This window comes from Streptococcus suis YS56, from assembly GCF_000440115.1.
Lineage (GTDB): Bacteria > Bacillota > Bacilli > Lactobacillales > Streptococcaceae > Streptococcus > Streptococcus suis_L.
This window is the reverse complement of sequence record NZ_ALMY01000063.1, coordinates 1-25,748: the sequence shown is the minus strand read 5'-3', so window position 1 is coordinate 25,748 and position 25,748 is coordinate 1. Positions and strand designations below refer to the sequence as shown.

28 protein-coding genes and 1 pseudogene are annotated in these 25,748 nt (G+C 44.1%); 27 read left to right on the top strand and 2 right to left on the bottom strand.

Translation table 11 applies throughout. The features are described 5' to 3' along the window. The first annotated feature begins 8 nt into the window (after positions 1-8). The 7 genes from codY (at position 9) to gatB (ending at position 6,398) form a co-directional block, all read left to right on the top strand. Positions 9-797, top strand: coding sequence for a GTP-sensing pleiotropic transcriptional regulator CodY (gene codY / locus SST62_RS0107355; RefSeq protein ID WP_029186848.1), 789 nt, complete (start codon positions 9-11; stop codon positions 795-797). A 1-nt stretch (position 798) separates the two neighbouring features. After that, entirely contained in the window at positions 799-1,350 is a 552-nt protein-coding gene (locus SST62_RS0107350; protein WP_024376330.1) for a cysteine hydrolase family protein, read from the top strand. A gap of 415 nt (positions 1,351-1,765) precedes the next feature. Continuing rightward, positions 1,766-2,113, top strand: coding sequence for a 50S ribosomal protein L19 (gene rplS, locus SST62_RS0107345; protein ID WP_011921928.1), 348 nt, complete (start codon positions 1,766-1,768; stop codon positions 2,111-2,113). 186 nt (positions 2,114-2,299) lie between these two features. Beyond that, positions 2,300-2,974, top strand: coding sequence for a hydrolase (locus tag SST62_RS0107340; RefSeq protein ID WP_029186847.1), 675 nt, complete (start codon positions 2,300-2,302; stop codon positions 2,972-2,974). Positions 2,975-3,190: 216 nt separating this feature from the next. Then, positions 3,191-3,493, top strand: coding sequence for an Asp-tRNA(Asn)/Glu-tRNA(Gln) amidotransferase subunit GatC (gatC, locus tag SST62_RS0107335; protein WP_011921930.1), 303 nt, complete (start codon positions 3,191-3,193; stop codon positions 3,491-3,493). Next, positions 3,493-4,959, top strand: coding sequence for an Asp-tRNA(Asn)/Glu-tRNA(Gln) amidotransferase subunit GatA (gatA, locus tag SST62_RS0107330; RefSeq protein ID WP_029186846.1), 1,467 nt, complete (start codon positions 3,493-3,495; stop codon positions 4,957-4,959). Before gatC ends, gatA begins: the two co-directional genes overlap by 1 nt. Continuing rightward, positions 4,959-6,398: an Asp-tRNA(Asn)/Glu-tRNA(Gln) amidotransferase subunit GatB gene (gene gatB, locus SST62_RS0107325; RefSeq protein WP_011921932.1), complete on the top strand. Its 1,440-nt coding sequence runs from the start codon at positions 4,959-4,961 to the stop codon at positions 6,396-6,398. Before gatA ends, gatB begins: the two co-directional genes overlap by 1 nt. Before the next feature lie 35 nt (positions 6,399-6,433). On the opposite strand, the gene SST62_RS0107320 is transcribed toward gatB, so the two are convergent. Further along, positions 6,434-6,772: a helix-turn-helix domain-containing protein gene (locus SST62_RS0107320; protein ID WP_029186845.1), complete on the bottom strand. Its 339-nt coding sequence runs from the start codon at positions 6,770-6,772 to the stop codon at positions 6,434-6,436. 199 nt (positions 6,773-6,971) lie between these two features. On the opposite strand from SST62_RS0107320, the gene SST62_RS0107315 reads away from it, so the two are divergent. Both SST62_RS0107315 and SST62_RS0107310 read left to right on the top strand, forming a co-directional pair. Next, complete coding sequence (locus SST62_RS0107315) at positions 6,972-9,467, top strand: SEC10/PgrA surface exclusion domain-containing protein (RefSeq protein ID WP_029186844.1); 2,496 nt, start codon at positions 6,972-6,974, stop codon at positions 9,465-9,467. 78 nt (positions 9,468-9,545) lie between these two features. After that, entirely contained in the window at positions 9,546-9,794 is a 249-nt protein-coding gene (locus SST62_RS0107310; protein ID WP_153309612.1) for a hypothetical protein, read from the top strand. A gap of 54 nt (positions 9,795-9,848) precedes the next feature. Here the strand turns inward: SST62_RS0107310 and SST62_RS0107305 are convergent, their stop codons facing one another. Further along, positions 9,849-10,847 (bottom strand): LacI family DNA-binding transcriptional regulator, encoded by a 999-nt coding sequence (locus SST62_RS0107305; protein ID WP_029186842.1) that lies wholly within the window; start codon positions 10,845-10,847, stop codon positions 9,849-9,851. A gap of 132 nt (positions 10,848-10,979) precedes the next feature. On the opposite strand from SST62_RS0107305, the gene SST62_RS0107300 reads away from it, so the two are divergent. From SST62_RS0107300 to SST62_RS0107215, 18 genes and pseudogenes are all read left to right on the top strand, one after another. After that, complete coding sequence (locus SST62_RS0107300) at positions 10,980-12,143, top strand: galactokinase (RefSeq protein ID WP_029186841.1); 1,164 nt, start codon at positions 10,980-10,982, stop codon at positions 12,141-12,143. A gap of 141 nt (positions 12,144-12,284) precedes the next feature. Next, complete coding sequence (gene galT, locus SST62_RS0107295; RefSeq protein ID WP_029186840.1) at positions 12,285-13,763, top strand: UDP-glucose--hexose-1-phosphate uridylyltransferase; 1,479 nt, start codon at positions 12,285-12,287, stop codon at positions 13,761-13,763. Positions 13,764-13,837: 74 nt separating this feature from the next. Further along, on the top strand, positions 13,838-14,746 hold the full coding sequence (locus SST62_RS0107290) for a DMT family transporter (RefSeq protein ID WP_029186839.1): 909 nt from the start codon (positions 13,838-13,840) through the stop codon (positions 14,744-14,746). A gap of 50 nt (positions 14,747-14,796) precedes the next feature. Next, positions 14,797-15,426 (top strand): copper homeostasis protein CutC, encoded by a 630-nt coding sequence (locus SST62_RS0107285; RefSeq protein WP_029186838.1) that lies wholly within the window; start codon positions 14,797-14,799, stop codon positions 15,424-15,426. A 117-nt stretch (positions 15,427-15,543) separates the two neighbouring features. Next, complete coding sequence (locus SST62_RS1000000112310; protein ID WP_029942686.1) at positions 15,544-16,221, top strand: SEC10/PgrA surface exclusion domain-containing protein; 678 nt, start codon at positions 15,544-15,546, stop codon at positions 16,219-16,221. 110 nt (positions 16,222-16,331) lie between these two features. Continuing rightward, positions 16,332-16,859, top strand: a complete 528-nt coding sequence (locus SST62_RS0107275; RefSeq protein WP_029173975.1) for a YqeG family HAD IIIA-type phosphatase — start codon at positions 16,332-16,334, stop codon at positions 16,857-16,859. Further along, positions 16,860-17,966 (top strand): ribosome biogenesis GTPase YqeH, encoded by a 1,107-nt coding sequence (gene yqeH, locus SST62_RS0107270; protein WP_029186836.1) that lies wholly within the window; start codon positions 16,860-16,862, stop codon positions 17,964-17,966. Positions 17,967-18,284: 318 nt separating this feature from the next. Continuing rightward, positions 18,285-18,596 (top strand): ribosome assembly RNA-binding protein YhbY, encoded by a 312-nt coding sequence (gene yhbY / locus SST62_RS0107265; protein WP_024379048.1) that lies wholly within the window; start codon positions 18,285-18,287, stop codon positions 18,594-18,596. 12 nt (positions 18,597-18,608) lie between these two features. Beyond that, complete coding sequence (locus tag SST62_RS0107260; protein WP_024395785.1) at positions 18,609-19,241, top strand: nicotinate-nucleotide adenylyltransferase; 633 nt, start codon at positions 18,609-18,611, stop codon at positions 19,239-19,241. Next, complete coding sequence (yqeK, locus tag SST62_RS0107255) at positions 19,238-19,825, top strand: bis(5'-nucleosyl)-tetraphosphatase (symmetrical) YqeK (protein WP_029186835.1); 588 nt, start codon at positions 19,238-19,240, stop codon at positions 19,823-19,825. The genes SST62_RS0107260 and yqeK overlap by 4 nt, the downstream gene beginning before the upstream one ends. A 2-nt stretch (positions 19,826-19,827) precedes the next feature. Beyond that, positions 19,828-20,283, top strand: coding sequence for a GNAT family N-acetyltransferase (locus SST62_RS0107250; RefSeq protein ID WP_029186834.1), 456 nt, complete (start codon positions 19,828-19,830; stop codon positions 20,281-20,283). After that, positions 20,280-20,789, top strand: a complete 510-nt coding sequence (locus SST62_RS0107245) for a cysteine hydrolase family protein (RefSeq protein WP_029186833.1) — start codon at positions 20,280-20,282, stop codon at positions 20,787-20,789. The genes SST62_RS0107250 and SST62_RS0107245 overlap by 4 nt, the downstream gene beginning before the upstream one ends. A 1-nt stretch (position 20,790) precedes the next feature. Then, the gene (gene rsfS, locus SST62_RS0107240) at positions 20,791-21,150 is read left to right on the top strand and encodes a ribosome silencing factor (RefSeq protein ID WP_029186832.1); all 360 of its coding nucleotides are present in this window, start codon (positions 20,791-20,793) and stop codon (positions 21,148-21,150) included. Between the two features lie 294 nt (positions 21,151-21,444). Next, positions 21,445-22,179 (top strand): class I SAM-dependent DNA methyltransferase, encoded by a 735-nt coding sequence (locus SST62_RS0107235; protein WP_029186831.1) that lies wholly within the window; start codon positions 21,445-21,447, stop codon positions 22,177-22,179. Further along, positions 22,176-23,264, top strand: coding sequence for a nucleotidyltransferase (locus tag SST62_RS0107230; protein WP_029186830.1), 1,089 nt, complete (start codon positions 22,176-22,178; stop codon positions 23,262-23,264). Before SST62_RS0107235 ends, SST62_RS0107230 begins: the two co-directional genes overlap by 4 nt. Positions 23,265-23,361: 97 nt before the next feature. After that, positions 23,362-25,014 carry an SWIM zinc finger family protein gene (locus SST62_RS0107225; protein WP_029186829.1) on the top strand — a complete coding sequence of 551 codons (1,653 nt, stop codon included), beginning with the start codon at positions 23,362-23,364 and terminating at the stop codon, positions 25,012-25,014. 3 nt (positions 25,015-25,017) lie between these two features. After that, entirely contained in the window at positions 25,018-25,458 is a 441-nt protein-coding gene (locus SST62_RS0107220) for a UPF0158 family protein (protein WP_029186828.1), read from the top strand. Positions 25,459-25,518: 60 nt separating this feature from the next. After that, positions 25,519-25,748 (top strand): annotated as a pseudogene (locus SST62_RS0107215) (MerR family transcriptional regulator); the annotation flags it as partial.

Genomic DNA, 25,748 nt, shown 5'->3' with positions numbered 1-25,748 from the left:
AGGAAAATATGATAACATTATTAGAGAAGACACGGAATATTACTTCTATTTTGAAGCGTTCCGAAGAGCAGTTGGCGGAAGAATTGCCATACAATGCCATCGCGGAGCACTTGTCTGACATTATTGATTGTAATTCTTGTATTATCAATAGTGAGGGTGAGATTTTAGGCTATCACATGAACTATAAGACCAATAATGACAGGGTTGAAGAGTTCTACATTAACAAACAATATCCAGAGGAGTATGTAAAGGCAGTTGCGCAGGTCTACGATACTCAGGTTAACTTGCCTGTGGAGAGTGAGTTGACAGCTATTCCTGTGGAGTCACGGGCAGCTTATCCTAATGGTTTGACAACGATTGCGCCTATCCATGTGACGGGGATTCGTTTTGGTTCGCTTATTATCTGGCGGAATGATGAGCAGTTTCACGATGATGATTTGATTTTGGTTGAGATTGCGGCAACAGTAGTTGGTATTCAGTTACTTAATTTCCAACGGGAAGAAGACGAGAAGAATATACGTCGTCGTGCGGCAGTTAATATGGCGGTAAATACGCTATCTTATTCAGAAATGAAGGCGGTTGTAGCTATTTTGGGTGAATTGGATGGCAATGAGGGGCAATTGACTGCTTCTGTGATTGCAGATCGTATCGGTATTACACGCTCGGTGATTGTGAATGCACTGCGTAAGTTGGAGAGTGCAGGAATTATTGAAAGTCGTTCTTTGGGAATGAAGGGGACTTATTTGAAAGTTCTCATCCCAGCTATTTTTGATGAAATTAAGAAACGTGACTACTAACATGACAAAAGCATTGATTTCGATTGATTATACAATAGATTTTGTGGCAGACGAAGGAAAGTTGACTGCTGGAAAATCAGCTCAGGCTATTTCTGAACGAATTGCTCAGGTTACGCAAGAAGCTTTTGAAAATGGAGACTATATTTTCTTTGCGATTGATGGTCATGAGGAGGGGGATGAATTTCATCCTGAAGCTCAGCTTTTCCCAAGCCATAATATCATTGGGACGCAAGGGCGTGACTTGTATGGTCCTTTAGCAGATTTTTATCAAAAACATAAAGGGCATGCGCGTGTTCGTTGGATGGATAAACGCCATTATTCTGCTTTTTCTGGAACGGATTTGGATGTTCGATTAAGAGAACGTGGTGTAGATACGGTTGTCTTGACGGGTGTTTTGTCTGATATTTGTGTTCTTCATACAGCTATTGATGCTTATAATAAGGGGTATCGTATTGAGGTGGTCTCATCAGCCATTGCTGCATTGACGGAGGAGAATCATCAGTTTGCTCTCAATCATTTGCGTCATGTACTTGGTGCGACAATCATTGACTAATAGTATAGTGACCAGTCTGTGGACTGGTTTTTCGTTTTTCTCCAACAGGAATCTGTATCATTAACACTCTTCGAAAATCAAACTCAGACCTTGTTGACTTAGCTTGATGAACTTCAGTTCCATCTACAACTACGTCGTCAGTCTGATTCTGATATAGTCATTTAGTTTTTCTTTTATTACTTCGTTAACTCGCTTTGCCGTACTCCAGTACTGTCTGCAGCTCGTTGCCTAGTACTAAAAGTAAACTAAAAGACTATAAAAGAAGCGGTGTGATTGACCATGATAAATTTATCAAAATGCTTTACATAGGTGATTACTTGGTGTATAATATAGTCTGTGTGTAATGGACGCACAAAAATACAGTTTATCCGCTGGGTTTAAAAGCACCTAAGATTGACAAAGATAGGAGAATAAAATGAATCCATTGATCCAAAGTTTGACAGAAGGTCAACTTCGTACTGACATCCCTTCATTCCGTCCTGGTGACACTGTGCGTGTTCACGCTAAGGTTGTCGAAGGTAACCGCGAACGTATCCAGATTTTCGAGGGTGTTGTTATCTCTCGTAAAGGTCAAGGCATCTCAGAAATGTACACTGTACGTAAAATCTCTGGTGGTGTAGGTGTTGAACGTACATTCCCAATCCACACTCCACGTGTTGATAAGATTGAAGTAGTACGTTACGGTAAAGTACGTCGTGCTAAATTGTACTACCTACGTGCATTGCAAGGTAAAGCAGCACGTATCAAAGAAATCCGTCGTTAAGATAGTCCTACAGACTATTTTGGTCGGAGAATGGGAGGCAGCGAAAGCTGTCTCTTTTTTTAAAAAAATCTGTTGAAAAAGTACTTTATTGTGAAAGCAGTGGTAAAATGGATTGTTTTTGTGTATCTTCCATGAAATAATATGTTATACTATATATTATTGTAGCTAGTATAGAGGAGGTTGCGGATGAGCGAACAGTTTATTCCATCTGTTTTATCAGATTTACGGCAGGATATTGTTCAGATGCCAGAAGTTATCAAGGAATGTAGTGGAATTCGTATTTATGGTCGTCGCATTCGTTCAGTCTTATTTACAACGGATGTGTCGATTATTGCCAATCACAACGCAGATGCTATTTTGGCTGTTTATCCATTTACGCCTAGTCCAGCTATTATCAAAAGTATTATGTTGGTCGCGTCAGTTCCAGTCTTGGCTGGTGTTGGTGGAGGCTTGACGACAGGTATGCGTTCAGCTAATATGAGTCTATTGTCTGAGTCGGAGGGAGCATACGCTGTTGTGGTAAATGGACCAACGGATGTAAAGACAATTGAGGCAATCAATAAAGTAGTGGATATTCCTATCATTTATACAGTTGTTTCTGAAAAGTCTGATTTAACCTCACGGATTAAAGCAGGAGTAGATATTTTAAATGTTTCTTGCGGTATGGAAACGCCAAGGGTTGTGAAGAAGATTCGAGAAGCTTTCCCTGATTTTCCAATTATTGCGACTGGTGGTCCGACTGAGGACTCTATTCGTCGGGTTATCGAAGCTGGAGCCAATGCTGTCTCCTATACAGCACCAAGTAATGGAGAGCTTTTTAAGGGGAAAATGGAAAAATACCGCAAATATGCAAAGGATTAGTACATAAAAAGATAGGCTAAGCAAACAGTAAGTTTTATTGCTAGGTAAAACTTGCTGTTTTTTATCGTTTGACGGTGTGAGATTAGGAATACTTCGCAATTTAAAGAACGGATTTTTAGGAGGGAATAGGTAACATATTAGGTCATTTCTACCTTTGTCTGGGGCTGGAAATATGGTATAATGAGAAGATAGATTTCCATTAGGAGGAAAGTAAGAATGAAGATTTCTGAAGCTGAAGTCCGTCACGTTGCCAAGCTGTCTAAGCTGGAATTTTCGGATCAAGAAACAGCGGAATTTGCGACAAGTTTGAGCAAGATTGTCGATATGGTTGAATTGCTCAATGAAGTGGATACGACAGGTGTTGCGGTAACGACCACTATGGCTGACCGTAAGAATGTCTTGCGAGCAGATATTGCCCAAAAAGGTGAGAGCCGTGAGGAGCTCTTTAAAAATGTGCCTGAATCACAAGATAACTTTATCAAGGTACCAGCTATTCTAGACGGGGGAGGAGATGCCTAATGACTTTTAACAATAAAACCATTGATGAATTGCATGACCTCCTTGTCAAAAAGGAGATTTCTGTGGTTGAGTTGACCAAGGCAACTTTGGAAGACATTAAGAGCCGTGAGGGAGCAGTGGATGCTTTCTTGACTATCACAGAAGATGCAGCCTTGGCTCAGGCAGCTGCCCTTGATGAAAAGGGGATTGATGCGGACAATGTCATGGCGGGGATTCCTTTGGCAGTCAAGGACAATATCTCAACCAAGGGTATTTTGACAACTGCTGCTTCAAAAATGCTCTATAACTACGAGCCGATTTTCGATGCGACTTCTATTGCCCAAGCCTATGCCAAGGACATGATTGTTGTTGGTAAGACCAACATGGATGAGTTTGCCATGGGTGGTTCGAATGAGAACTCTGCCTTCAAACCGACTAAAAATGCTTGGGATCAGACAAAAGTTCCTGGTGGTTCTTCAGGTGGTTCGGCAGCTGCAGTTGCTGCTGGTCAGGTCCGTTTGTCACTCGGTTCTGACACAGGTGGTTCCATTCGTCAACCAGCAGCTTTTAATGGTATCGTCGGTATGAAGCCAACCTATGGAACGGTGTCACGTTTTGGTTTGATTGCCTTTGGTTCATCTCTTGACCAGATTGGTCCATTTTCACAGACAGTTAAGGAAAATGCCCAGTTGCTCAATGTCATCTCTGGTCATGATGTCAAGGATGCAACATCAACGATCAATGAAATCGCAGACTTCACTAGCAAGATTGGTCAGGACATCAAGGGTATGAAGATTGCTCTGCCAAAAGAATACATGGGTGAAGGGATTGATCCGCAGGTCAAGGAAACCATTCTCAAGGCTGCTAAGCACTTGGAAAGCCTGGGAGCGATTATCGAGGAAGTTAGCCTGCCACATTCTAAGTATGGGGTTGCTGTCTACTACATCATCGCTTCGTCAGAGGCTTCTTCTAACTTGCAACGTTTTGACGGTATCCGTTACGGTTTCCGTGCAGAAGATGCGACCAACTTGGAAGAGATTTATGTGAAAACTCGTAGCCAAGGTTTTGGTGAGGAAGTCAAACGCCGTATCATGCTGGGAACTTTCAGCCTGTCATCTGGTTACTACGATGCCTACTTCAAGAAGGCTGGCCAGGTGCGGACCTTGATTATCCAAGATTTTGAAAAGGTCTTTGCGGACTATGATTTGATTTTGGGGCCGACAGCTCCAACGGTTGCTTTTGGTTTGGATACGCTCAACCATGATCCTGTCGCTATGTACTTGGCGGATTTGTTAACAATTCCTGTAAACTTGGCAGGTCTCCCTGGTATTTCCATTCCTGCTGGTTTTGTGGAAGGCTTGCCAGTTGGTTTGCAGTTGATTGGTCCAAAATACTCAGAAGAGACCATTTACCAAGTGGCTGCTGCCTTTGAAGCGACGACCGACTACCACAAGCAACAACCAGTGATTTTTGGAGGTGCTAACTAATGAACTTTGAAACGATTATTGGTCTAGAAGTCCATGTGGAGTTGAATACCAACTCGAAAATTTTCTCACCTTCATCTGCTCATTTTGGTGAGGATCCAAATGCTAATACCAACGTGATTGACTGGTCTTTCCCAGGTGTCCTTCCTGTTCTTAATAAGGGCGTTGTGGATGCGGGTATCAAGGCTGCCTTGGCCTTGAATATGGACATTCACAAGGACATGCACTTTGACCGTAAGAACTATTTCTATCCTGATAACCCCAAAGCCTATCAGATTTCCCAGTTTGACGAGCCGATTGGCTACAATGGTTGGATTGAGATCGAGCTAGAAGACGGCTCAACCAAGAAAATCCGTATCGAGCGTGCGCACTTGGAAGAGGATGCAGGTAAGAATACCCACGGGACAGATGGTTATTCTTATGTAGACCTCAACCGTCAGGGCGTGCCACTGATTGAGATTGTATCAGAAGCGGATATGCGTTCGCCTGAAGAAGCCTATGCCTACTTGACAGCTCTCAAGGAAATTATCCAATACACTGGTATTTCAGATGTGAAGATGGAAGAAGGTTCTATGCGTGTGGATGCCAATATCTCTCTTCGTCCCTATGGCCAGGAGAAATTTGGTACCAAGACTGAGTTGAAAAACCTCAACTCCTTCAACTATGTTCGCAAGGGTTTGCAACACGAGGTAGAACGTCAGGCGAAAATCTTGCGTTCAGGTGGTCAAATCCAGCAGGAAACTCGTCGTTACGATGAATCTACTGGTGAAACCATTCTCATGCGTGTCAAGGAAGGTTCAGCTGACTACCGTTACTTCCCAGAGCCAGACCTACCGCTCTATGAGATTGATGATAGTTGGATTGAGGAAGTGCGTGCAGAATTGCCAGTCTTTCCAAAGGCTCGCCGTGCCCACTATGTGGAAAACTTGGGCTTGACCGCCTATGATGCTGGTCAGTTGACGTCTACAAAGGCTCTGTCTGACTTCTTCGAAGCAGCAGTGGCAGCAGGTGGCGATGCTAAGCAGGTGTCTAACTGGTTGCAGGGCGAGGTGGCTCAGTTCCTCAATGCTGAAGGTAAGACTATTGAGCAAATCGCTTTGACACCAGAAAACTTGGTGGAGATGATTGCCTTGATTGCGGATGGAACTATTTCATCTAAGATTGCCAAGAAGGTCTTTGTACACTTGGCCAAAGAAGGCGGCTCTGCTAAGGCTTATGTGGAGAAAGCTGGCTTGGTACAGATTTCAGACCCTGCGGTCTTGATTCCGATTATCCACCAAGTCTTTGCGGATAATGAAGCAGCCGTAGCTGACTTCAAGTCTGGCAAACGCAATGCAGACAAGGCCTTCACAGGCTTCTTGATGAAAGCAACTAAAGGACAAGCTAATCCACAAGTTGCACAACAACTCTTGGCTCAGGAATTGGCGAAATTGTTGGATTAATATGAATAGAAGAAAACCGCTAGGATGTTTGTATCTTAGCGGTTATTTATATTAGATAATAATGTATTTAAAGCTGAAATAATATCATGTCGTTTCTCAGAGGGCAATTGTTCTATTTGTTTAAGGACATTATCAACTTCTTTATCTTGTGTTGGGAATTCAAAGTTAAAAAATGTTTTTTCATCTATCTCTAGAGCATTAATGATTTTACTTAGGGTTTGAATCTGAAAATTATATTTACCATTTTCAATATTGTGAACATGTTTCGAACCAAGTTCTGCGAGTTCAGAAAGCTTTTCCTGACTTAACTTTTTTTGAAGTCTTAAGTACCGTATTCTTTTAGCAATAAATGTTTGTAGTTTGTCTTGTTCCATCTTTTACACCTTTTCTTACTATTGTAAAGATTAATGTGGTAAAAAATAAGTATGTTAAATTACACTTATATACAGAAATAAGTGTTGTGTTTGACACTGTTAAATGGTAAAATAATTTAGAATAGCTTGATATACTACATATATCAAGGTTTGACTTTACAGTCAAACCAATCCTAACAGCAACTCAGGAGAAAAAACTATGAACAAAAAATCAATCAAAACATTCGCAACAGGTGCGGCAATCGCAACAGCAATCGGTGCTACTTCTGCACCAGTATTCGCTGAGGAAGTAAAACCAGTTGCAACTGAAACACCAGCAACAGAAACTAATACTGTTGAAGCACCAAAAACTGCTGCTGAAGTTCAATCAGAAGTGGATGCACAACAAGCTGTTGTTGACGCTACTGCTACTGAAGCAGGTCAAGCTCAAGCTGAAGTAAACACAGCTAATCAAGAAGTGTCTAACGCACAAGCTGACGTTGCTACTGCAACCCAAGCTGTAACTGACGCAGAAGCAAACGCTGCTAAAGCAACACCAGAAAATATTGCAGCTAACCAGTCTGACCAAACAGCTAACCTTGCTGACCAAGAGGCTAACGCTACAGAAACAGATCAAGTCAATGCTGAAATCACAGCACAAACACAAGCTGTTGCCGATGCACAAACTGCTGTTGATACTGCCCAAGCAGAAAAAGACCAAGCAGATGCCACAGTAGCGTCTAAAGAAGCTGATGTCAAAGCAGCACAAGATGCTCTTTCTGGTACTGGTCTTGCGGAAGCTCAAGCAACCCTTGACCAAGCTACAGCTGACGTCAAAACAGCACAAGATAATGTTACAACTGCTACTACAGCCGTTGATACCGCTAAAAAGGCAGACGCAGACCGTCAAACTAAAATTGATGCAGCAACAACTGACCTTGCAGTCAAAACAGACGCTGTTGATACAGCAAAAGCAAAATTGACTACTGCACAAGATACTGTTAAAACAACAACTGACGCAGTAAGCAAGGCTACTGACGCTGTCAAATCAGCAACAGACGCTCTTGCAAATATTGATACTGTTACAATTGCAGACTTGACTCAATTCAAAGCTGATAAAACTGAAGGTGACTCAGACTTTATGACTGATTCTGGTGCTACTGCTATTGAACAATCTTCAACTAAGATTGGTGAAGATGATAAAGCGAAAATTGTTGACTTCACAAATATCACAAAAGAGCAAGCAGAAGAACTTGCACTTTACAACTTGCAAGTAATCAATGCTATTCGTCAACGACTTGGTTTGCCTGCATTTGAACTAAATACAGGTTCAATGAAAGCTGCACAAGACCAAATGAACAAATACGTAGCTCGTAACAAAGATATTCTAACAGCTGGTCATTTACCAGGTGATTATTTTGGTGAAAATGGTGGCCCAATTGCACTAGCTAAATATGGTACATCAATGACTATGTATGATGTTAAACAAGAAATCTACAAATTTGTAATGGCTCAAGCGTTTGCTGATGCACCATCAAGCTGGGGTCATCTAAACAATACTTTAATGGGTGCATCTGAACTAGGTGTAGCATTTGCAACATTCGCTGGTCAACCTCATTTAATCAACGTATTTGGTGTCTACACTGGCACCCCAATCACCAACCCAAATGACCCAGCAACACTTCAAGCCGCACTCACTCAAGCTCAAACCGCTCTTACAGCAGCACAAACTGCATCTGATGAAGCAAAAGCTAAGTTGACCCAAGCAAGTTCAGATTACGCTACAGCTTTGGAAGCTAAAACACAGGCAGAAAAAGTCCTTGCTGACGCTACTGCTACACCGCTTCAAACACAGGTAGCAGAAAATAACCTACGTCTTGCAACCATTGCTCTTCAAAATGCTGAAACTCGCAAAGCTGATGCCCAAAAAGCTGTTGACAACTTCTCAGCAAATCTTGCTGATAAGAAAGCAGCTCTTGATACTGCCAAAGCTGAACTTGCTACAGCACAAGCTGCTGCAAACTCTAAGGCTGAAGCTCTTACAACAGCTCAAGCTAACCTTGCAAGCCAACAAGCAACCCTTGATAGCTTGAACAAAGAGCGTGATGCACTCCTTGCAGAAAAAGACCGCTTAGTTGAAGAAGCTAAAGCACTTGCTGAAGAATTGAACGGTTACTTGAATGCTCCTGCAATTCTTGCTGAAGCACAAGTAACTCTCACAGCAAAACAAGCTGCTCTTACTGACGCACAAGCTAAAGCTGAAACTGCACAAGCTAAACTTGAAGCACTTACTGCTAAACTCAACGAAGAAAATGCTAAATTGGCAGAACTTCAAGCTGAATACGCAACCGTTAAAGAACTTGAAGACAAAGCAAAAGATAACATCATTGCTACTCTTCCAGATAGAACAGTTGTTGCAGTACCAAAAACAGCACCAACTGCTGATGCAAAACCAGCTGTCGATATTAACTTTGTTAAAGATGCCGTTGCAAAAGGTCAAGACGTGAAAGTTGTTGACGGTAAAGTTGTGGTGACGAACCCACAAGCAGGTGTAGCCGTGACACAAACAGCTACTGGAGAAAAAGTGACCTACTCACGTGTCGAACGAGCTAAGACCTTGCCAAATACAGGGGAGCAAACAAGTCTATTGGCGCTCGCAGGTGTGGCAGTATTATCTGGTCTTGGTCTTGCAGCTGCAAGAAGACGTAGAGGGTAAGTGATGAACATTGTAAAGTCAATTCTTAAAGTCTATTGGAAACTATCTGTATTTACGTTTCGTTTGATGAGACCGTTTTTGAATTATCTCGAAAAAGAATTGTATAAAACAATGAGAGAAATGGGACCAAACGGAACGGTCCCAGTTGATAATAACTCACTAGATGCAGCTGCTGCGGAGAACGAAGCAGCACGTAGAAAAATGATTGAGGCAGAAAGACGGGCTCAAATAGCAGCTGAACGTGCAAGACAGACCCAACATCATCAAGACCAATTGAGGGCAGCACAAGCTAGAACAGATGCTGATAGAGCTAGAAGACAATACTAAAATAAAAAAACTTCCTATCGAAAAATTTGGTAGGAAGATTTTTCTTATACCTTATTAGTAAGAACTCTCCCGTATAACCAGCTGGGTACCCAGTTTGATTTTGCGGGGGTGGTGGGGCTGCGGACTCGCAATCATACGGTCCAGCAGCTGCATGGCTTCTTGCCCCATTTCTTCGGTGTAGACACTGATGGATGACAGGGCTGGATAGACTTGGCGCGTGATGGCTGTATCGTTAAAGGTGATGAGTTGGACCCGTTCTGGCACGGCGATTTGGTGTTCTTGAAGGGCTCTAAGGGCACCGACAGCCAGAGTATCGTTTGCCATGAAGAAGGCTGGGGGCAGCTGGTCACCCAGGTCGGAAATAGCCTGGCTCATCAGCTCATAGCCTGACTGAGTGGAGAATTTCCCTTGGTAGATGTAGTCTTCTTGGAGCATGCCCAAGGAGTCTAGATAGGTCCGAAAGGCTGTCAGGCGGGGGTCTGTTGGCAGTTGGTGTCCGTCTGCGGTTTCTTCCTGTCCGACTAGGAGTCCAATATCTGTCATACCTTGAGAACGGAAGTGGTCGATAACTGTCTGAACAGAGTGTTCAAAGTCAGTTGTGACGCAGGAGAATCCTTCGGTCAGTGTATCAGAATCTACAAAGATTAGCTTGGAAGACAAGTTGGTCAGCTCTGCTATTTGCCCAGAAGAAAATTTACCAACTGCGATGATGCCGTCCAATCCTTGAAGGAGGGGATTGGTCAAGTCGTTGAAGGAGCGGACGATTTGGTAGCCGAGTAGGCTGGCGGTCTGTTCGATGCTGGCACGGATGGAATAGTAGTAGAGGTCAGCCAACTCTTCGCTTTCGGTGTACCATTGGACAATACCGATGGTGCCTTTTTGTTGGGGTACCTGTTTTTTGAGGTGTTTGGTGTAGCCCAGGTCCTGTGCTAAGTTCAAGATTTTTTGTCGCGTTTCTGGGCTGACGGATAAGGTTAGGTCGCCTTTTAGAACTCTTGAAACGGTAGCGGGGGAAAGGTCGGCTTGTTGCGCGATATCTTTGATAGTAACCATGTTTTTCTCCTGTCTATTTGTCTCTAGTATAGCACAAAACATAAAATTAGTAAAATTTTAGTAAAACTATTGACTTTTATACTATTGAGATGTACAATAAAAGAAAACGATTACAAAATCAAGGAGGTTCTTATGAACAAAGAACAACTCAAACAAGCCTTTCTCGATGTGTTTGGTCAAGAGGCAAATGCGACTTTCTTCTCACCAGGTCGGATTAACTTGATTGGTGAGCACACGGACTACAATGGTGGTCATGTTTTCCCTGCGGCTATTACCTTGGGGACTTACGGGGCTGCTCGCAAACGTGACGACCAGCTTCTACGTTTTTATTCCGCAAACTTTGAAGAAGTTGGTGTGATCGAAGTGGATTTGAACAATCTGGTCTTTGATAAAGCGGATAACTGGACCAACTATGCCAAAGGGGTGCTCAAGTTCTTGCAAGAGGCAGGTCACACCATTGACACAGGGATGGAGGTCTTTGTTTACGGGAACATTCCAAATGGTTCAGGCTTGTCATCATCAGCTTCCTTGGAACTCTTGATTGGGATTATCGCAGAAGAGTTGTACGGACTTGAATTGACGCGTCTTGATTTGGTAAAAATTGGGAAACAAACGGAAAATCACTTTATCGGTGTCAATTCTGGTATCATGGATCAGTTTGCTATCGGTATGGGAGCAGACCAGCGTGCCATTTATCTGGATACCAATAGCTTGGAGTATGAATTAGTGCCCCTGGATTTGGGTGACCATGTGATTGTCATCATGAACACCAACAAACGTCGTGAATTGGCAGATTCTAAGTACAATGAGCGTCGTGCGGAATGTGAAAAAGCGGTGGAAGAATTGAATGCAGTCTTGAATATTCAAACGCTGGGAGAATTGGATGAATGGACCTTTGATCAATATAGTTATTTGATTAAGGATGAAAACCGTATCAAGCGTGCCCGCCATGCTGTCTTAGAAAATCAACGGACCTTGCAGGCGCGTAAGGCCTTGGAAGATGGGGATTTGGCAACCTTTGGTCGTTTGGTCAATGCTTCTCATGTTTCTTTAGAGCATGATTATGAAGTGACAGGTTTGGAATTGGATACCTTGGCTCACACAGCTTGGGAGCAAGAAGGCGTTCTTGGCGCTCGGATGACAGGTGCAGGTTTCGGCGGTTGTGGTATTGCTATTGTTCATAAGGATAAAGTTGACGCCTTTACTGAAAATGTTGGTAAGACCTATACTGAAGTGGTTGGATATGAACCAAGTTTCTATGTAGCGGAGATTGCTGGAGGCTCTCGCGTCTTATAGTCTTTCATTATTAGGTTGACAGAAGTGACTTACATGTCAGTTGCTCGACTGGATGCGACGAACGTTGAGAAGTGGTTTTGGCTTGTTTCCTATCCTCTTCTCAAACTGAAAGACTATTACTAATAATAGATTGGAGAAATGATGACAGGATTGGTGGATCGTTTTGTTGAGCAGATCATTGCCAACAGTGATTTTGAAGAAATGGATGCCCGTTACCTGCGCAATCGGGTCTTGGCTTTGGTCGGGGACCAGGTTTTAACAGTTCAAACAGAGTTAGAGGACTTGATTGAATTAAAAGATGAACTATTGGCCCATGGAGTTCGAACTGGTTTTGTGGGAGAATTGCTGGAAGAGCAAGACATGGTTGGGGCTTGTTTGATGGATTTGATAACGCCAAGTCCAAGTCAGGTCAATCGTGATTTTTGGCAGACCTATCAGGAAAATCCTGAACAAGCTGTGGCAGATTTTTATGCCTTGAGCAAGCGCAATGACTACATCAAGGTGGCTGCTGTTGCCAAAAATATCTATTATCAAACACCGACAGACTATGGCAACCTAGAGATTACCATCAATCTGTCTAAACCGGAGAAGGATCCAAAAGCTATTGCGGCAGCCCGTTTAGCAGAGGCTTCTAATTACCCTCAGTGCCTACTTTGTATGGAAAATGAGGGCTATCAGGGACGGATTAACCATCCAGCACGCGCCAATCACCGCATTATCCGCTTGGATCTTGGTCAGGAAAAGTGGGGCTTCCAGTATTCACCTTATGCCTACTACAATGAACATGCCATTTTCTTGAACCAAGAGCATGTGCCTATGGTTATCAGTCCTCAAACTTTTGAACAACTTTTGGACCTGCTAGACATCTTTCCAAATTATTTTGTCGGTTCCAACTCTGATCTACCCATCTCGGGTGGCTCCATCTTGACCCACAATCACTATCAAGGTGGGCGGCACAGTTTTGCCATGGAAAAGGCACCGATTGAGCGTCAGCTGGTCTTCGACGGCTTTGAGTCCGTTTCGGCAGGCATTGTCAAGTGGCCCATGTCGGTGATTCGATTGAGCTCGGCAGATAAGCCATCGCTTCTTGGTTTAGCGACTAAGATTTTGGAAAAATGGCGGAGCTACTCAGATGATAGCGTTCAGATCAAGGCTGAGACGGATGGAACTCCCCATCATACCATCACCCCGATTGCTCGGAAACGAGGAGATTTGTATGAGTTGGATTTGGTTCTCCGCGACAATCAGACCTCAGAAGAGTTTCCAGATGGCATCTACCATCCACACCCAGATGTGCAACATATCAAGAAAGAAAATATCGGCTTGATTGAGGTCATGGGCTTGGCGATTTTGCCTCCACGCTTGAAGGCAGAATTGGCTGAAGTAGAAAAATACTTACTAGGTCAAGACAGTCAAGTGGCAGCCTATCATCAGCCTTGGGCGGAAAGCCTGAAAACAGCTCACCCAGATGTGACGGAAGAAACTGTCGAACAAGTTGTTCGTGAGTCAGTGGGACAAATTTTTGCGCGTGTATTGGAAGATGCAGGTGTCTATAAACGTACTCCAGAAGGTCAGGCAGCTTTTTTACGATTCGTAGAGTTTGTGGGCCTCAAACAATAATGACAGCAAAGAGTGGGACGGTGTCCTGCTCTTTTGGTATAATAGGAATATTCGCAGTGTGAAAAGGAGATAGGATGGCAGAAAAAAGATTGGGAACCTTGATAACTTTAGTTGCAGGGATAGCTTGGGGGCTTTCGGGGGTAAGTGGGCAGTACTTGATGTCACGTGGTGTATCAGTGGATATGATTACCTCCCTTCGGTTGATGGTATCCGGTGTTTTCCTGCTCGGGCTAGCCTATATAACAGCCAGAGAGCAGTTGATTAGGGTCTTAAAGAGCAAACAGGCTTTGTTGGGCATTTTTGTCTTTGCCATGCTTGGTTTGGTACTCAATCAAATGGCCTATTTACAGGCTATTTACTATACAAATGCAGGAACGGCAACAGTTCTCCAATACCTCTGCCCCATCTTAGTGCTAGCCTATACCTGCTTGAAGGACAGGCAAAGACCGACAGGGGTTGAGGTGATTTCGATTATCTTAGCTGTAGCAGGAACATTTTTGATTGCGACTCATGGCAAATTAGATGAATTGGCAGTGACTCCAATCGGTTTGTTCTGGGGAATCTTCTCAGCCTTTACCTATGCACTCTATATTATTTTACCTGGAAAATTGATTCGTCAATACGGTAGTATGGTGGTGATAGGGCTGGGCATGCTGATGGGCGGTTTTGTGGTTACGCTTGGTTTACAAACTTGGCAGGGTAATCTACCGCTTGATGGTGGTAGTCTCTTGGGCTTACTGGGGATTGTCGGTGTTGGGACCATCTTTGCCTATACGGCCTTTCTCAAAGGTGTTAGTATGGTTGGTCCGGTAAATGGTAGCCTTTTAGCTTCTATCGAACCAATTGCCTCAGTATTTTTTGCGGTATGGTTGGTCGATGAACATTTTTATCCGATTGATTTTCTGGGCATGGCCTTGATATTAGGAGCTGTTCTTCTTATTTCGTTAAAGGATATTATTATTTCAGAGAAGAGTATTGGTTAATATACTCTTTTTTGTTATACTTAAGAAAAAAGTTTTCAAGAGGGATGCCTATGATAAAAGAATTTTGTTCGGAAAACCACGTAGATCTTGCCAAAGCTATCTCAATGGGTGCCCAGCGGATTGAACTCTGCGATAATTTGGCAGTCGGAGGGACGACACCGAGCTATGCTGTAATCAAATATGTTTGCCAACTAGCGCATGAGCAGGATGCAACAGTCATGACCATGATTCGCCCTCGCGGTGGAGATTTTTGCTATGATGAGGCAGAGATTGAGATGATGGTGGAAGACTGTAAGGTTGCCAAAGAACTGGGGTCAGATGGTCTGGTTTATGGTTTGTTAACCGAGGAAAATTGGTTGGACGAACCAGCCTTGGAAAGACTGTTTGCTGTTTCGCAGGACTGTCAGATTGTCTTTCACATGGCTTTTGACCAAATTCCTCGCGAACGCCAATTCGAGGCTCTTGATTGGCTGGCAGCTCATGGTGTGACACGGATTTTGACAAGAGGCAGTTTGACGGGGTCTGCCTTGAACAATGTCGATTGGTTGCAGGAGCTTGTTTCCTATGCCCAAGGCAAGCTTGAAATCTTAATTGGAGGTGGCTTGACGGTGGACAATGTACCTGATTTGTTAGAAAAATTGCCAGTTGACCAGGTTCATGGAACCCGTTTGTTTTGGTAGCGATGAATTACTTGTATTCATATACTTGGTGTAAATATGTAATAAAAGTTGAAAAGGTTTACAATTTCCCCTTACCTTGTTACAATAAGAATATCAAACATACGGGGGAAGAAATCTATGACAATCATTGAAAGAGCTGATAACTTAGAACGTATCATCTTGCCAGAAGGTTACTATGAAACTCTCGCTCAATATGTTCGAGCAGGGAAAACAGGTTTTGATTCTGAACTGGAAAAACTGGGTGAGCAGGGGCTAGACATCAATGTCTACAAGGGTTCTGAGCAGGATAGGAAGGTTATTCTGGAAGATATAGAGAATTTGCCTCAAGAGATCCGTGAAGAGTTGGCTCGCTTTGCTGCGAATTTGCTCAATCCATTGCGGGAACAGTTGGGAACTGTGGCTGTGGAGATCAGTGATTTAGCCATTGATTATGCGGTTAGTTTGGCTCAATCCTTGAGTAGCTCCCTCCGTTATCACAACTATGATAGCTTGATTGCTATTGCTCAACTTAAGGGTGTCGAACCCAAAGGCAAGGACTGTCTAGCCTTTTCAGAATATCGAGAGGAGTATACGCTCTATGATGCCAAAAAATTGGTTTACAAGGCACTGATTTGGCGCCTCTTTGATGACAGTCATGCTGATTATGGTCATGCGACGACGATTTTGGGCATGGATGAGGATGATTCTGGTGTTGAGGAAATTGGATTTGCCTTTTCAAAATACTCGCTGGATATTGATTGGCTGTTGACCCATATGATTTTCATTCCTAAGGATTGGATTTTAGAAAGCAAATAGGTTCGTATAATAGGCACTCGGCTCCACCGGGTGTTTTCCTTTTGGCTATCTATTCGCTTTTTTCCTAGAAAAATGGTATAATTGTCTGATAAAAAACTTTGGAGACGACAGTGAGTTTAGAAAATTACATGCCGGATTTTGCCTTGGAAAAGGCTTATGACGTGACCGTCGAAAGCTTGAAAAAACATGGCATAAAAGTAGTGTTTGTTGACTTGGATAATACCTTGATTGCTTGGAATAATCCCGATGGTACGCCAGAGATGCGCCAGTGGTTACAGGATTTACAGGCCGCAGGCATTCCCGTTGTGGTGGTTTCCAACAACAAATATGAGCGGGTTAAACGTGCAGTTGCACCTTTTGGGATTGAATTTGAAGCCTTTGCGCTCAAGCCTTTCACCTTTGGGATGAACCGTGCTTTAAAACGCTTTGATGTCCAGCCGCATGAGGTGGTTATGATTGGGGATCAGTTGATGACAGATATTCGGGCTGCTAAGCGAGCTGGGCTTAAGTCTGTGCTGGTCAAACCTCTGATTCAGACGGATTCGATCAATACGCAGATTAACCGTTGGCGTGAGCGACGGACCATGAAGAAAATTATCGCCAAATATGGGGTGATAGATTACAAGAGGGAGATGTAAGTGGAAGAATTATTTTGTATCGGCTGTGGTGCCCAGATTCAGACGACGGATAAGACTGTCGCTGGTTTTACACCTCAATCGGCCCTAGAAAAAGGTCTGGAAACAGGGCAACTCTACTGCCAACGTTGTTTCCGTTTGCGCCATTACAATGAGATTTCAGATGTTAATATCTCGGATGACGATTTCCTGAAACTCCTCCATAGTGTAGGAGAAAGCGATGCCTTGGTGGTTAATGTTATTGATATTTTTGATTTCAATGGTTCAGTCATTCCAGGTTTGCCTCGCTTTATTTCTGGAAATGATGTGCTTTTGGTCGGCAACAAGCAGGACATTTTACCCAAGTCTGTCAAGACAGGCAAGGTTACTCAGTGGTTGACTGAGCGAGCACATGAAATCGGCATGCGACCAGTTGATGTTGTCTTGACTTCAGCCCAAAACAAGCAGGCTATCAAGGACTTGATTGAAAAGATTGAACAACACCGCAAGGGTCGGGATGTCTATGTGGTCGGGGTAACCAACGTCGGCAAATCAACGCTCATCAATGCCATTATCCAAGAAATCACAGGGGATAAGGATGTCATTACGACTTCACGTTTCCCTGGAACGACGCTGGATAAGATTGAAATTCCTCTGGATGATGGTTCATACATCTATGACACGCCAGGAATTATCCACCGTCACCAGATGGCCCATTATTTGACGGCTAAAAACCTCAAGTACATCAGCCCTCGCAAGGAAATCAAGCCAAAGACCTACCAGCTCAATCCAGAACAAACCTTGTTCTTGGCTGGTCTGGGACGATTTGACTTTGTGGCTGGTGAACGCCAAGGCTTTACGGCCTTCTTTGACAATGAGCTCCAACTCCACCGCACCAAACTGCAGGGAGCTAGTGAATTTTACCAGAAACATGCGGGCTCACTTTTAGTGCCACCAACCAGCAAGGAATTGAAAGAATTTCCTGAATTGGTCCGCCATGAATTTACAATCACCGAAAAGACGGATGTGGTCTTCTCAGGACTTGGTTGGATTCGTGTCAATGAAAAGGCCAAGATTGCTGCCTGGGCACCTAAGGGTGTGGATGTGGTGATCCGCAAGGCAATTATCTAATACTCTTCGAAAATTAAAAGCAGACGTTGTTGACTTGATTTGATGAGTGTAAAGCTCCAGTGGAGCTTTACAGCCTGCTACCTGAAAGCGTGAAAGTAGTAGGGTTCTATCTGCATCTGCGTCGCCTAGTCTGATTTTAATTTTCATTGAGTATAAGAGGTATTTGATTTCAGTTTTTACAATTAAAGAGAAAGGAAGTTCAAGTCTTCTGATTTGAACATGGGCTAAGTATATCGGCGCAATAAGGAAAAACTTTGTTTTCTTTATTTCCCGATTGTAACAGACTCCCAGTCTGTTACAACGCCCTTTGTATAATAAATTATGCTAACTTCAAAACAACGTGCCTTTTTGAACAGTCAGGCACACAGTCTCAAACCCATCATTCAGATTGGGAAAAATGGTCTCAATGACCAGATTAAAACCAGTGTTCGTCAGGCCTTGGATGCGCGTGAATTGATCAAGGTGACCTTGCTACAAAATACGGATGAAAACATCCACGAAGTAGCTGAAATCTTGGAAGAAGAAATCGGTGTGGATACGGTCCAAAAAATCGGTCGTATTTTGATTTTATTCAAACAATCTAGCAAGAAAGAGAACCGTAAAATTTCCAAACAGGTCAAAGAAATCTAAGAAGGAGAGCCTATGGCTATTGAACTCTTAACACCCTTTACCAAGGTTGAATTAGAGGTTGAAAAGAAAGAAACCAATCGCAAACAAGTGGGGATTCTGGGAGGGAATTTCAATCCTGTCCACAATGCTCATTTGATTGTAGCAGACCAGGTCCGTCAACAGTTGAAGCTGGATCAAGTCTTGCTTATGCCAGAATTCATTCCCCCTCATGTGGATAAAAAAGAAACCATTGACGAATACCATCGCTATTCCATGCTCAAGATGGCTATTGCAGGTATTGACGGCTTGGGGATTGAAACCATTGAACTGGAACGCCGTGGTGTCAGCTATACCTACGACACCATGAAATTGCTGAAGGAAAAAAATCCTGATACGGATTATTATTTTATCATCGGTGCGGATATGGTAGACTACCTTCCAAAATGGCACAGGATAGATGAATTGGTCCAGTTGGTGCAGTTTGTTGGTGTCCAGCGCCCTCGTTACAAGGCAGGGACGTCCTATCCTGTTATCTGGGTAGATGTACCCTTGATGGACATTTCCTCCAGTATGGTGCGGAGTTTTATCAAGCAAGGACGGGTACCGAATTTTATGGTGCCTCATGAAGTTCTAGACTACATTGAAGAAAAGGGACTTTACCAATGATTGCAGCAGATTTGACATTTGACCGTCAGGCTCTTTTGGAGAAAATCCGTGTAGCCATGAAGCCAGCGCGCTTCCAACATGTCTTGGGTGTGGAGCAGGCGGCGCTTGCCTTGGCAGACCAATACGGCTGTGATCCGAAAAAAGCCAGTCTGGCAGCACTCTTGCATGATTATGCCAAGGAAGCGGAAGACCAAGTCTTTCTGGACTTGATTGCCAAGTATAATTTGGATAGGGACCTGCTTAACTGGGATAATAACATCTGGCACGGTGTGGTTGGCGCCTATAAAATTGCAGAAGATTTTGGTTTGGAAGACCGAGAAATCTTCCAAGCTATTCAACGACACACCATTGGTGCTGGGCAGATGACCTTGCTGGACAAGGTTCTCTATGTGGCGGATTATATTGAGCCAAACAGGGATTTTCCTGGGGTGGACGAGGCGCGTCGTATCGCAAAAGAGTCCTTGGACAAGGCAGTAGCCTATGAAACTGCCCAAACCATTTCCTACTTGGCCAAGAAGGGGGTTCCCATTTATCCACAAACCTTGGAAACTTATAATGGATATGTTGCTTTGTTGAAGGAGTAGGAATGATTGCATTAAAACCTGTGGATGAAAGCTCCTATCAAGCTGTCTTGGACTTGACAGTAGCCGAGGCAGATAAGGGCTTCGTGGCTCCCAACGTGCGTTCCTTGGCGGATGCCTGGCTATACAGAATGAATGGTGATGTCTTTCCTTATGCCATCTGGGCAGATGAGCAGGTTGTTGGCTTCGCCCTGATTGACATTGATGAGGACATCCAGCAATATATGCTCTGGCGGTTTATGATTGGTCAAGAATTTCAGAGGAAAGGCTATGGTCAGGCTGCTTTGGAAGTCGTGATTGATCAAGCAAGAGCTCACCCTGTCTGTAATCATTTGATTGTCGCCTATGTCAAGGGCAACCAAAAGATGGCAAGACTCTTGGAGAAAAATGGATTTGTCTTAGATCTTGAAGAAGAAAGGGAATTGGTGTTCCGTTTGGAAACGCCTGGGGTCAAGTTTTGAAATCTGCATTGTTAGTCATTGACATTCAAAACCTCCTAGTGGAGGAAAAACCTTATGCCATTGAAGAGCGATTAGCCCTCTGGCAAGATAGCATCACAAAAGCTCGTCAAGCGGGTATAGAGATTATCTATGTCCTTCAAAATGACGAGGAATTGGTCAAGGGGACTGCTGACTGGGAGATTCACTCAACTGTTGCCCCCTTAGCTAGTGAGAAGATTTTCGATAAGACCTTCAATAGCGCCTTCAAGGAAACAGGGCTTCATGCTTATTTGCAGGAAAAGGGAATTGAGCAGCTCATCATCATGGGAATGGCGACAAATTTTTGCATTGACACGACGATTAAAGTAGCCTTTGAACTAGGCTACAAGGTAGCAGTGATTCAGGGCGGAACGACAACAGGTTATTCAGGAAAATTGGATGCCAAGGACTTGATTGACCACTACCAAAACATCTGGTCATGGAATTTTGCCCAGGTGGATACATTAGAAAATATAATTAGAGGATAAGATGAAAGAACTAGATTTAGTAAAAGTTGTGGTCCAGGCTGCTGATGACAAGCGAGCTGAGGACCTTGTTGTAATTGATGTTCAAGGCGTGACCAGCCTGACAGACTACTTTGTGATTGCCAGTTCCATGAACAGTCGCCAGTTGGAGGCTATTGCGGAAAGCATCCGTGAAAAGGTAGCGGAAGTTGGGATCAAGGGTAGCCGTGTAGAAGGCGATAGTAACGGCGGCTGGGTCCTTTTGGACCTTGGAGGCGTAGTCGTTCATATCTTCTCAGAAGAAATGCGTGACCTCTACAACCTTGAAAAATTATGGCACGAAGGCAGCTTCCTGGAAGTCGCAGAACTTTTAGAAGAGGAGTAGTGAAACAGTTCGGGGAACTGTTTCAGCTGGTCACCCTAAAACTCGAAAGTGACCAAAATGAGTTCACTATTATGTGATTAGAAGTGATAGACTTCTTGAATAAATATGAAAACAGATTTTGATTTGGGTGCACTATTCGAAACTTGAGTCAACATCTCAGCGCAGTGGTTGATTGGCAGCTTTGTTCGTGCTTCCCACTCCAAATCTGACCTAATCAACTGTGCGGGGGCAGGAATACGAACTCTTTTGAATCCAAGAGTTCTTTCCTGCTCCCTTTTTACGAAAGGAAGAAGTATGGCAACTTATGAAACCTTTGCGGCGGTCTATGATGAAATCATGGATGACAGCTTGTATGATAAATGGACAGATTTTAGCTTGCGGAACTTGCCACAAGATACCAAGACAATTTTAGAATTGGCCTGTGGGACAGGGATTCAGGCTGTGCGTTTTGCTCAAAAGGGTTATGAGGTGACAGGGCTTGACCTGTCCTATGAAATGTTGGAATTGGCCCAGAAAAAAGCAGAAGCTGCTGGGGTCATGATGGAACTAGCCCAAGCAGATATGATGGCTCTGGAAGGTGTTGGAGATTTCGATGCGGTGACCTGTTACTCGGACAGTCTGTGCTATATGGCAGACCAAGAAGCCGTTTTGCGGGTCTTTGAAGAGGTTCACTCTGTTCTCAATCAAGGTGGTACTTTCCTTTTTGACGTTCACTCCATCTATCAAATGGAGGAAGTGTTTGCAGGCTATAGCTACCATGAAAACTACGAGGATTTTGCCTTTGTCTGGGACACCTATGAAGGTGAGCATGAGCATTCCATTGTTCACGAATTGACCTTCTTTGTCAAAGATGAGGAGCGGTTTATTCGTCGGGATGAAGTTCATGAAGAGCGGACCTATCCGATTGAAACCTATGTGGAATGTTTGAAACAAGCTGGTTTTACATCTGTGGAAGTCTTTGCGGACTTTGAAGATCAAGCTCCGACAGAAACTAGCCAGCGGTGGTTTTTCAAGGCGGTCAAGGCATGATTTCAGGGATTATTGCAGAATACAATCCCTTTCACACGGGGCATAAATACCTGCTGGAACAGGCGAAAGGCTTGAAAATAGTGGTTATGTCTGGCAATTTTATGCAACGGGGTGAGCCAGCCATTGTGGATAAGTGGACACGGGCTCAGATGGCTTTGGAACATGGGGCAGATCTTGTTGTCGAGATGCCCTTTTTGGTGTCGGTCCAGTCGGCTGACCATTTTGCCAAGGGAGCAATCAGCATTTTACACAGGCTAGGTGTGGAAAAACTGGTTTTCGGTACGGAAGAAATGCTGGATTACCAGAAAATTGCGGATATTTATGTGGATAAGTCGGAAGAGATGGAAAATTTTGTGAAAAACTTGCCAGACAATCTCTCTTATCCACAGAAGACCCAGGCCATGTGGCAGGAGTTTGCTGGGCTGACCTTCACAGGTGATACACCCAATCATATTCTGGGCTTGGCTTACGCTAAGGCGGTGGCTGGGACAGGCATTCAGCTCGGACCAGTTCAGCGGCAGGGGGCTGGTTTTCATTCGGAAGAGGTGGAAACGACCTACGCCTCGGCGACGGCTATCCGAAAGGGTGCTGACCAGCTGGACTTGGTGCGTGACTTTTTACCGTCTGCCAGTCTCTTTGAAGAGGCGACCAAGGTAAGCTGGAGAAATTATTTTCCCCTGCTCCGCTACCAGGTTGCGACCCACCGAGATCTCAGTCAGGTCTTTCAGGTCAACGAAGAACTAGCCAGTCGTATCCGCTCTGCCATTGGGAGCGCAGCGACCGTGGAGGAGTTAGTGGATGCTGTTGCGACCAAGCGCTACACCAAGGCGCGGGTGCGGCGGGTGCTGACCTACATCTTGGTCAATGCGGTGGAAACTCCCTTGCCAGAAGCGGTCCATATCCTAGGCTTTTCGGCTCGAGGCCAGGCCTATCTCAAGACCATCAAGGAGCGAGTGGGCTTGGTGACGCGGATCGGCAAAGAGCCCTGGGACAGCCTGACCCAGCAGGCAGATAGCGTCTATCGGTTGGGCGCTAACGCAATAGCAGAGCAGACCTACGGGCGAGTGCCGGTGAGGGTGGAGTGAGATGAAGAAAGAGAAAATAGGAAGTTTTTGCAGTTGACTTGAAAACCTTCCTATTTTTTTTGTATAATTTAAGTAACAAAATCAAAGGATATAAATCATGAAAAATTGGATGGACTATTTTAAGCCTCACATCGTAGATAGGGGCTACAGTTTGTTTTTAGATGACGCTGTTCAAGGGCTTCAAGAGGTGGGTGAGGGCTACTCTGCACATGTCATTGGTAGTCAAGTCTATGAGGTGGAGATTGACTTGGAGCATGATCAGCTGGTCAGTATGTGGTGTGAGTGTCCCTATGCTCAGGAGATGAACCACTGCAAGCACATGGCTGCAGTCTTGTTTGCCATTTCTGAGTTGGAGGGTCAGCCAGCTGTTGAGGGGAAGGGACAGTCACTTGCCCAGCTCCTGGATAAATTGACAGTTGAGCAACTACGGGATTTTATTCTTGAATTGGCTCAAGAAGATAGGGAACTGGCTAATCGAATTCAGCTGCGTTTCTCTGCCCAGTTAACTTCTCAGCAAGTGGAAAATGTGAAAAAGGAAATCAGAGACCTGGGGCTTCCTTTTGAGGACAGGCGTACGGGTTATATCGAGTATAGGCAGACTAGGGATTACGAACGGGCCGTGGAAAAGGCCATGCATCAGTATCTCCAGCCCTTGCTAGATAGGTGTGAGTATGAGAGTTTCTTGGCTGTATCAGATGCCTTCTATCATCAGATTTGCCAACAAGAGTTGGATGATTCCAATGGAACGACTGGTAGTCTACTTTATAGCCTTGCTGGCTACTGGCAGCATTTATTGACTGTAGCTCCGGATAAGATTGCCCAAGAATTACTAGACTGGTGCTTAGGACAGCTAAGTGGCTATGAGGTTGCAGAGGATCTTCTCATGGAATTTGTGGAAATGGAGTTTCAAGAAGAAACCTTCCTTGAGCAGAAATTGACCTATTTTCAAGCGGTCTTGCAGGTGATAGAAGAAGGAGACAAGTCCTCTTGGTCATGGAAATTCCGTCGTGATCGATTTGCCATGCTCTGTTACAGGTTGTTGGTTCAGTTGGGCTCTAGTGAGGCAGACTTGCTGACCTTCCAGGCTAATCATTGGGAGGTTGCAGAGCTTCGTAAACTGGCCATTGCTCAGGCTGTAGCAAATCAGCAGCTTGACCGAGCAGTTCGTCTCTTACAGGAAAGTAAGTGCTTGGATGCCCAGTATAGAGGATTGGTGTCGGATTACAGCCAGCAGCTACGGGACATCTATCGTTCTCAAGGGCGGGATGACAAGGTGAGAGAAGAACTCCTGGAGATGATTTTTTCAGCTGGTGATACTGACTTGGAGCTGATAGAGGAGTTACGGGACTATGTTTCTAGGGAAGAATGGCAGAGCTACTTAGATGATTTGCTGGAGGATCGTCGTTTCCAGTCACAGCAGTTGAAGTTGTTACAATTGGCAGACCGACCGCAGGAATTATTGGACCGCATTAGAGCAAGTTACTGGTTCTTAGAAAATTTGGACCGATTCGAGGACTACTTATCAGAGAAACAGCCTGAGCAATTACGAGATGCCTACGCCCAAGCTGTCAGTCAGCAGATGGAGGTGGCTAGTAGTCGAAGCCGCTATCGTCAGTTAGCAGAGTATTTAGTAAAAATTGCAGGTTTACCTGATGGAAAAATGGTGAGTGCCAGCCTTCGCACCTCGTGGAAAGTCCAGTATCCGCGACGCAAAGCCATGATAGAGGAATTAGATGCAGTGAGGTGGTAGGATATGGCAATTTGGTTTCAAGATGTGGTCGATGCATTGCAGATGCTGAATCAAGATGACAGGTATTATTATGATAGTCACCTAGACGAATTAGTCTACTTGTCTGTTGAGGACTTTAGATTTGAATCCCGTGAAGGTTTAGAAGAGGAGATTGAGGAGGATGTTGCTGGAAGGTTTGTAGGTCTACCGATTTATTATGACTTCAACCCTTACACATTTATGGAACTCTATATTTCTGATTTGACTGATGGAGACTTGTCTGGCCGTCTATCTCGAGCTATTCGAGGGCGCGGTGCTTTTAGACGTTTTAAGAATGAGTTAGAGAGATGTGACTGTTTGGAAGAATGGTATGCCTTTGAGACACAATGTTACAAAGAACTTGTACTGGAATGGTGTCAGGAAAATAAGATTGCTATTGTGGATAATCGGTTGAAGAAAATGTAGTATTTCCCTTGACTCTCACCTTACGTTATCTCTTATACTGGGCATAGAGAGGAGATTTCTATGAACGAAAATTGGACAGTTAAGCAGGTCAGTCGGTTGACAGGATTGACGGTGAGGACCTTGCACCACTATGACCAGATTGGTTTGCTCAAACCAGCATTTGTGGCTGAAAATGGTTATCGCTACTATAATCAGGAGAATTTGGCTCGTCTGAAGAAATTCTATTGTTTCGTGGGATGGATTTTCCTCTCAGAGACATTCATACTCTTCGAAAATCAAAATCAGACGTC

Bases quoted from the DNA above. Each gene is read 5' to 3' on its own strand.
- codY (WP_029186848.1), top strand. From the start codon at position 9: ATGATAACATTATTAGAGAAGACACGGAATATTACTTCTATTTTGAAG.
- SST62_RS0107350 (WP_024376330.1), top strand. From the start codon at position 799: ATGACAAAAGCATTGATTTCGATTGATTATACAATAGATTTTGTGGCA.
- rplS (WP_011921928.1), top strand. From the start codon at position 1,766: ATGAATCCATTGATCCAAAGTTTGACAGAAGGTCAACTTCGTACTGAC.
- SST62_RS0107340 (WP_029186847.1), top strand. From the start codon at position 2,300: ATGAGCGAACAGTTTATTCCATCTGTTTTATCAGATTTACGGCAGGAT.
- gatC (WP_011921930.1), top strand. From the start codon at position 3,191: ATGAAGATTTCTGAAGCTGAAGTCCGTCACGTTGCCAAGCTGTCTAAG.
- gatA (WP_029186846.1), top strand. From the start codon at position 3,493: ATGACTTTTAACAATAAAACCATTGATGAATTGCATGACCTCCTTGTC.
- gatB (WP_011921932.1), top strand. From the start codon at position 4,959: ATGAACTTTGAAACGATTATTGGTCTAGAAGTCCATGTGGAGTTGAAT.
- SST62_RS0107320 (WP_029186845.1), bottom strand. From the start codon at position 6,772: ATGGAACAAGACAAACTACAAACATTTATTGCTAAAAGAATACGGTAC.
- SST62_RS0107315 (WP_029186844.1), top strand. From the start codon at position 6,972: ATGAACAAAAAATCAATCAAAACATTCGCAACAGGTGCGGCAATCGCA.
- SST62_RS0107305 (WP_029186842.1), bottom strand. From the start codon at position 10,847: ATGGTTACTATCAAAGATATCGCGCAACAAGCCGACCTTTCCCCCGCT.
- SST62_RS0107300 (WP_029186841.1), top strand. From the start codon at position 10,980: ATGAACAAAGAACAACTCAAACAAGCCTTTCTCGATGTGTTTGGTCAA.
- galT (WP_029186840.1), top strand. From the start codon at position 12,285: ATGACAGGATTGGTGGATCGTTTTGTTGAGCAGATCATTGCCAACAGT.
- SST62_RS0107290 (WP_029186839.1), top strand. From the start codon at position 13,838: ATGGCAGAAAAAAGATTGGGAACCTTGATAACTTTAGTTGCAGGGATA.
- SST62_RS0107285 (WP_029186838.1), top strand. From the start codon at position 14,797: ATGATAAAAGAATTTTGTTCGGAAAACCACGTAGATCTTGCCAAAGCT.
- SST62_RS1000000112310 (WP_029942686.1), top strand. From the start codon at position 15,544: ATGACAATCATTGAAAGAGCTGATAACTTAGAACGTATCATCTTGCCA.
- SST62_RS0107260 (WP_024395785.1), top strand. From the start codon at position 18,609: ATGGCTATTGAACTCTTAACACCCTTTACCAAGGTTGAATTAGAGGTT.
- yqeK (WP_029186835.1), top strand. From the start codon at position 19,238: ATGATTGCAGCAGATTTGACATTTGACCGTCAGGCTCTTTTGGAGAAA.
- SST62_RS0107250 (WP_029186834.1), top strand. From the start codon at position 19,828: ATGATTGCATTAAAACCTGTGGATGAAAGCTCCTATCAAGCTGTCTTG.
- rsfS (WP_029186832.1), top strand. From the start codon at position 20,791: ATGAAAGAACTAGATTTAGTAAAAGTTGTGGTCCAGGCTGCTGATGAC.
- SST62_RS0107235 (WP_029186831.1), top strand. From the start codon at position 21,445: ATGGCAACTTATGAAACCTTTGCGGCGGTCTATGATGAAATCATGGAT.
- SST62_RS0107230 (WP_029186830.1), top strand. From the start codon at position 22,176: ATGATTTCAGGGATTATTGCAGAATACAATCCCTTTCACACGGGGCAT.
- SST62_RS0107225 (WP_029186829.1), top strand. From the start codon at position 23,362: ATGAAAAATTGGATGGACTATTTTAAGCCTCACATCGTAGATAGGGGC.
- SST62_RS0107220 (WP_029186828.1), top strand. From the start codon at position 25,018: ATGGCAATTTGGTTTCAAGATGTGGTCGATGCATTGCAGATGCTGAAT.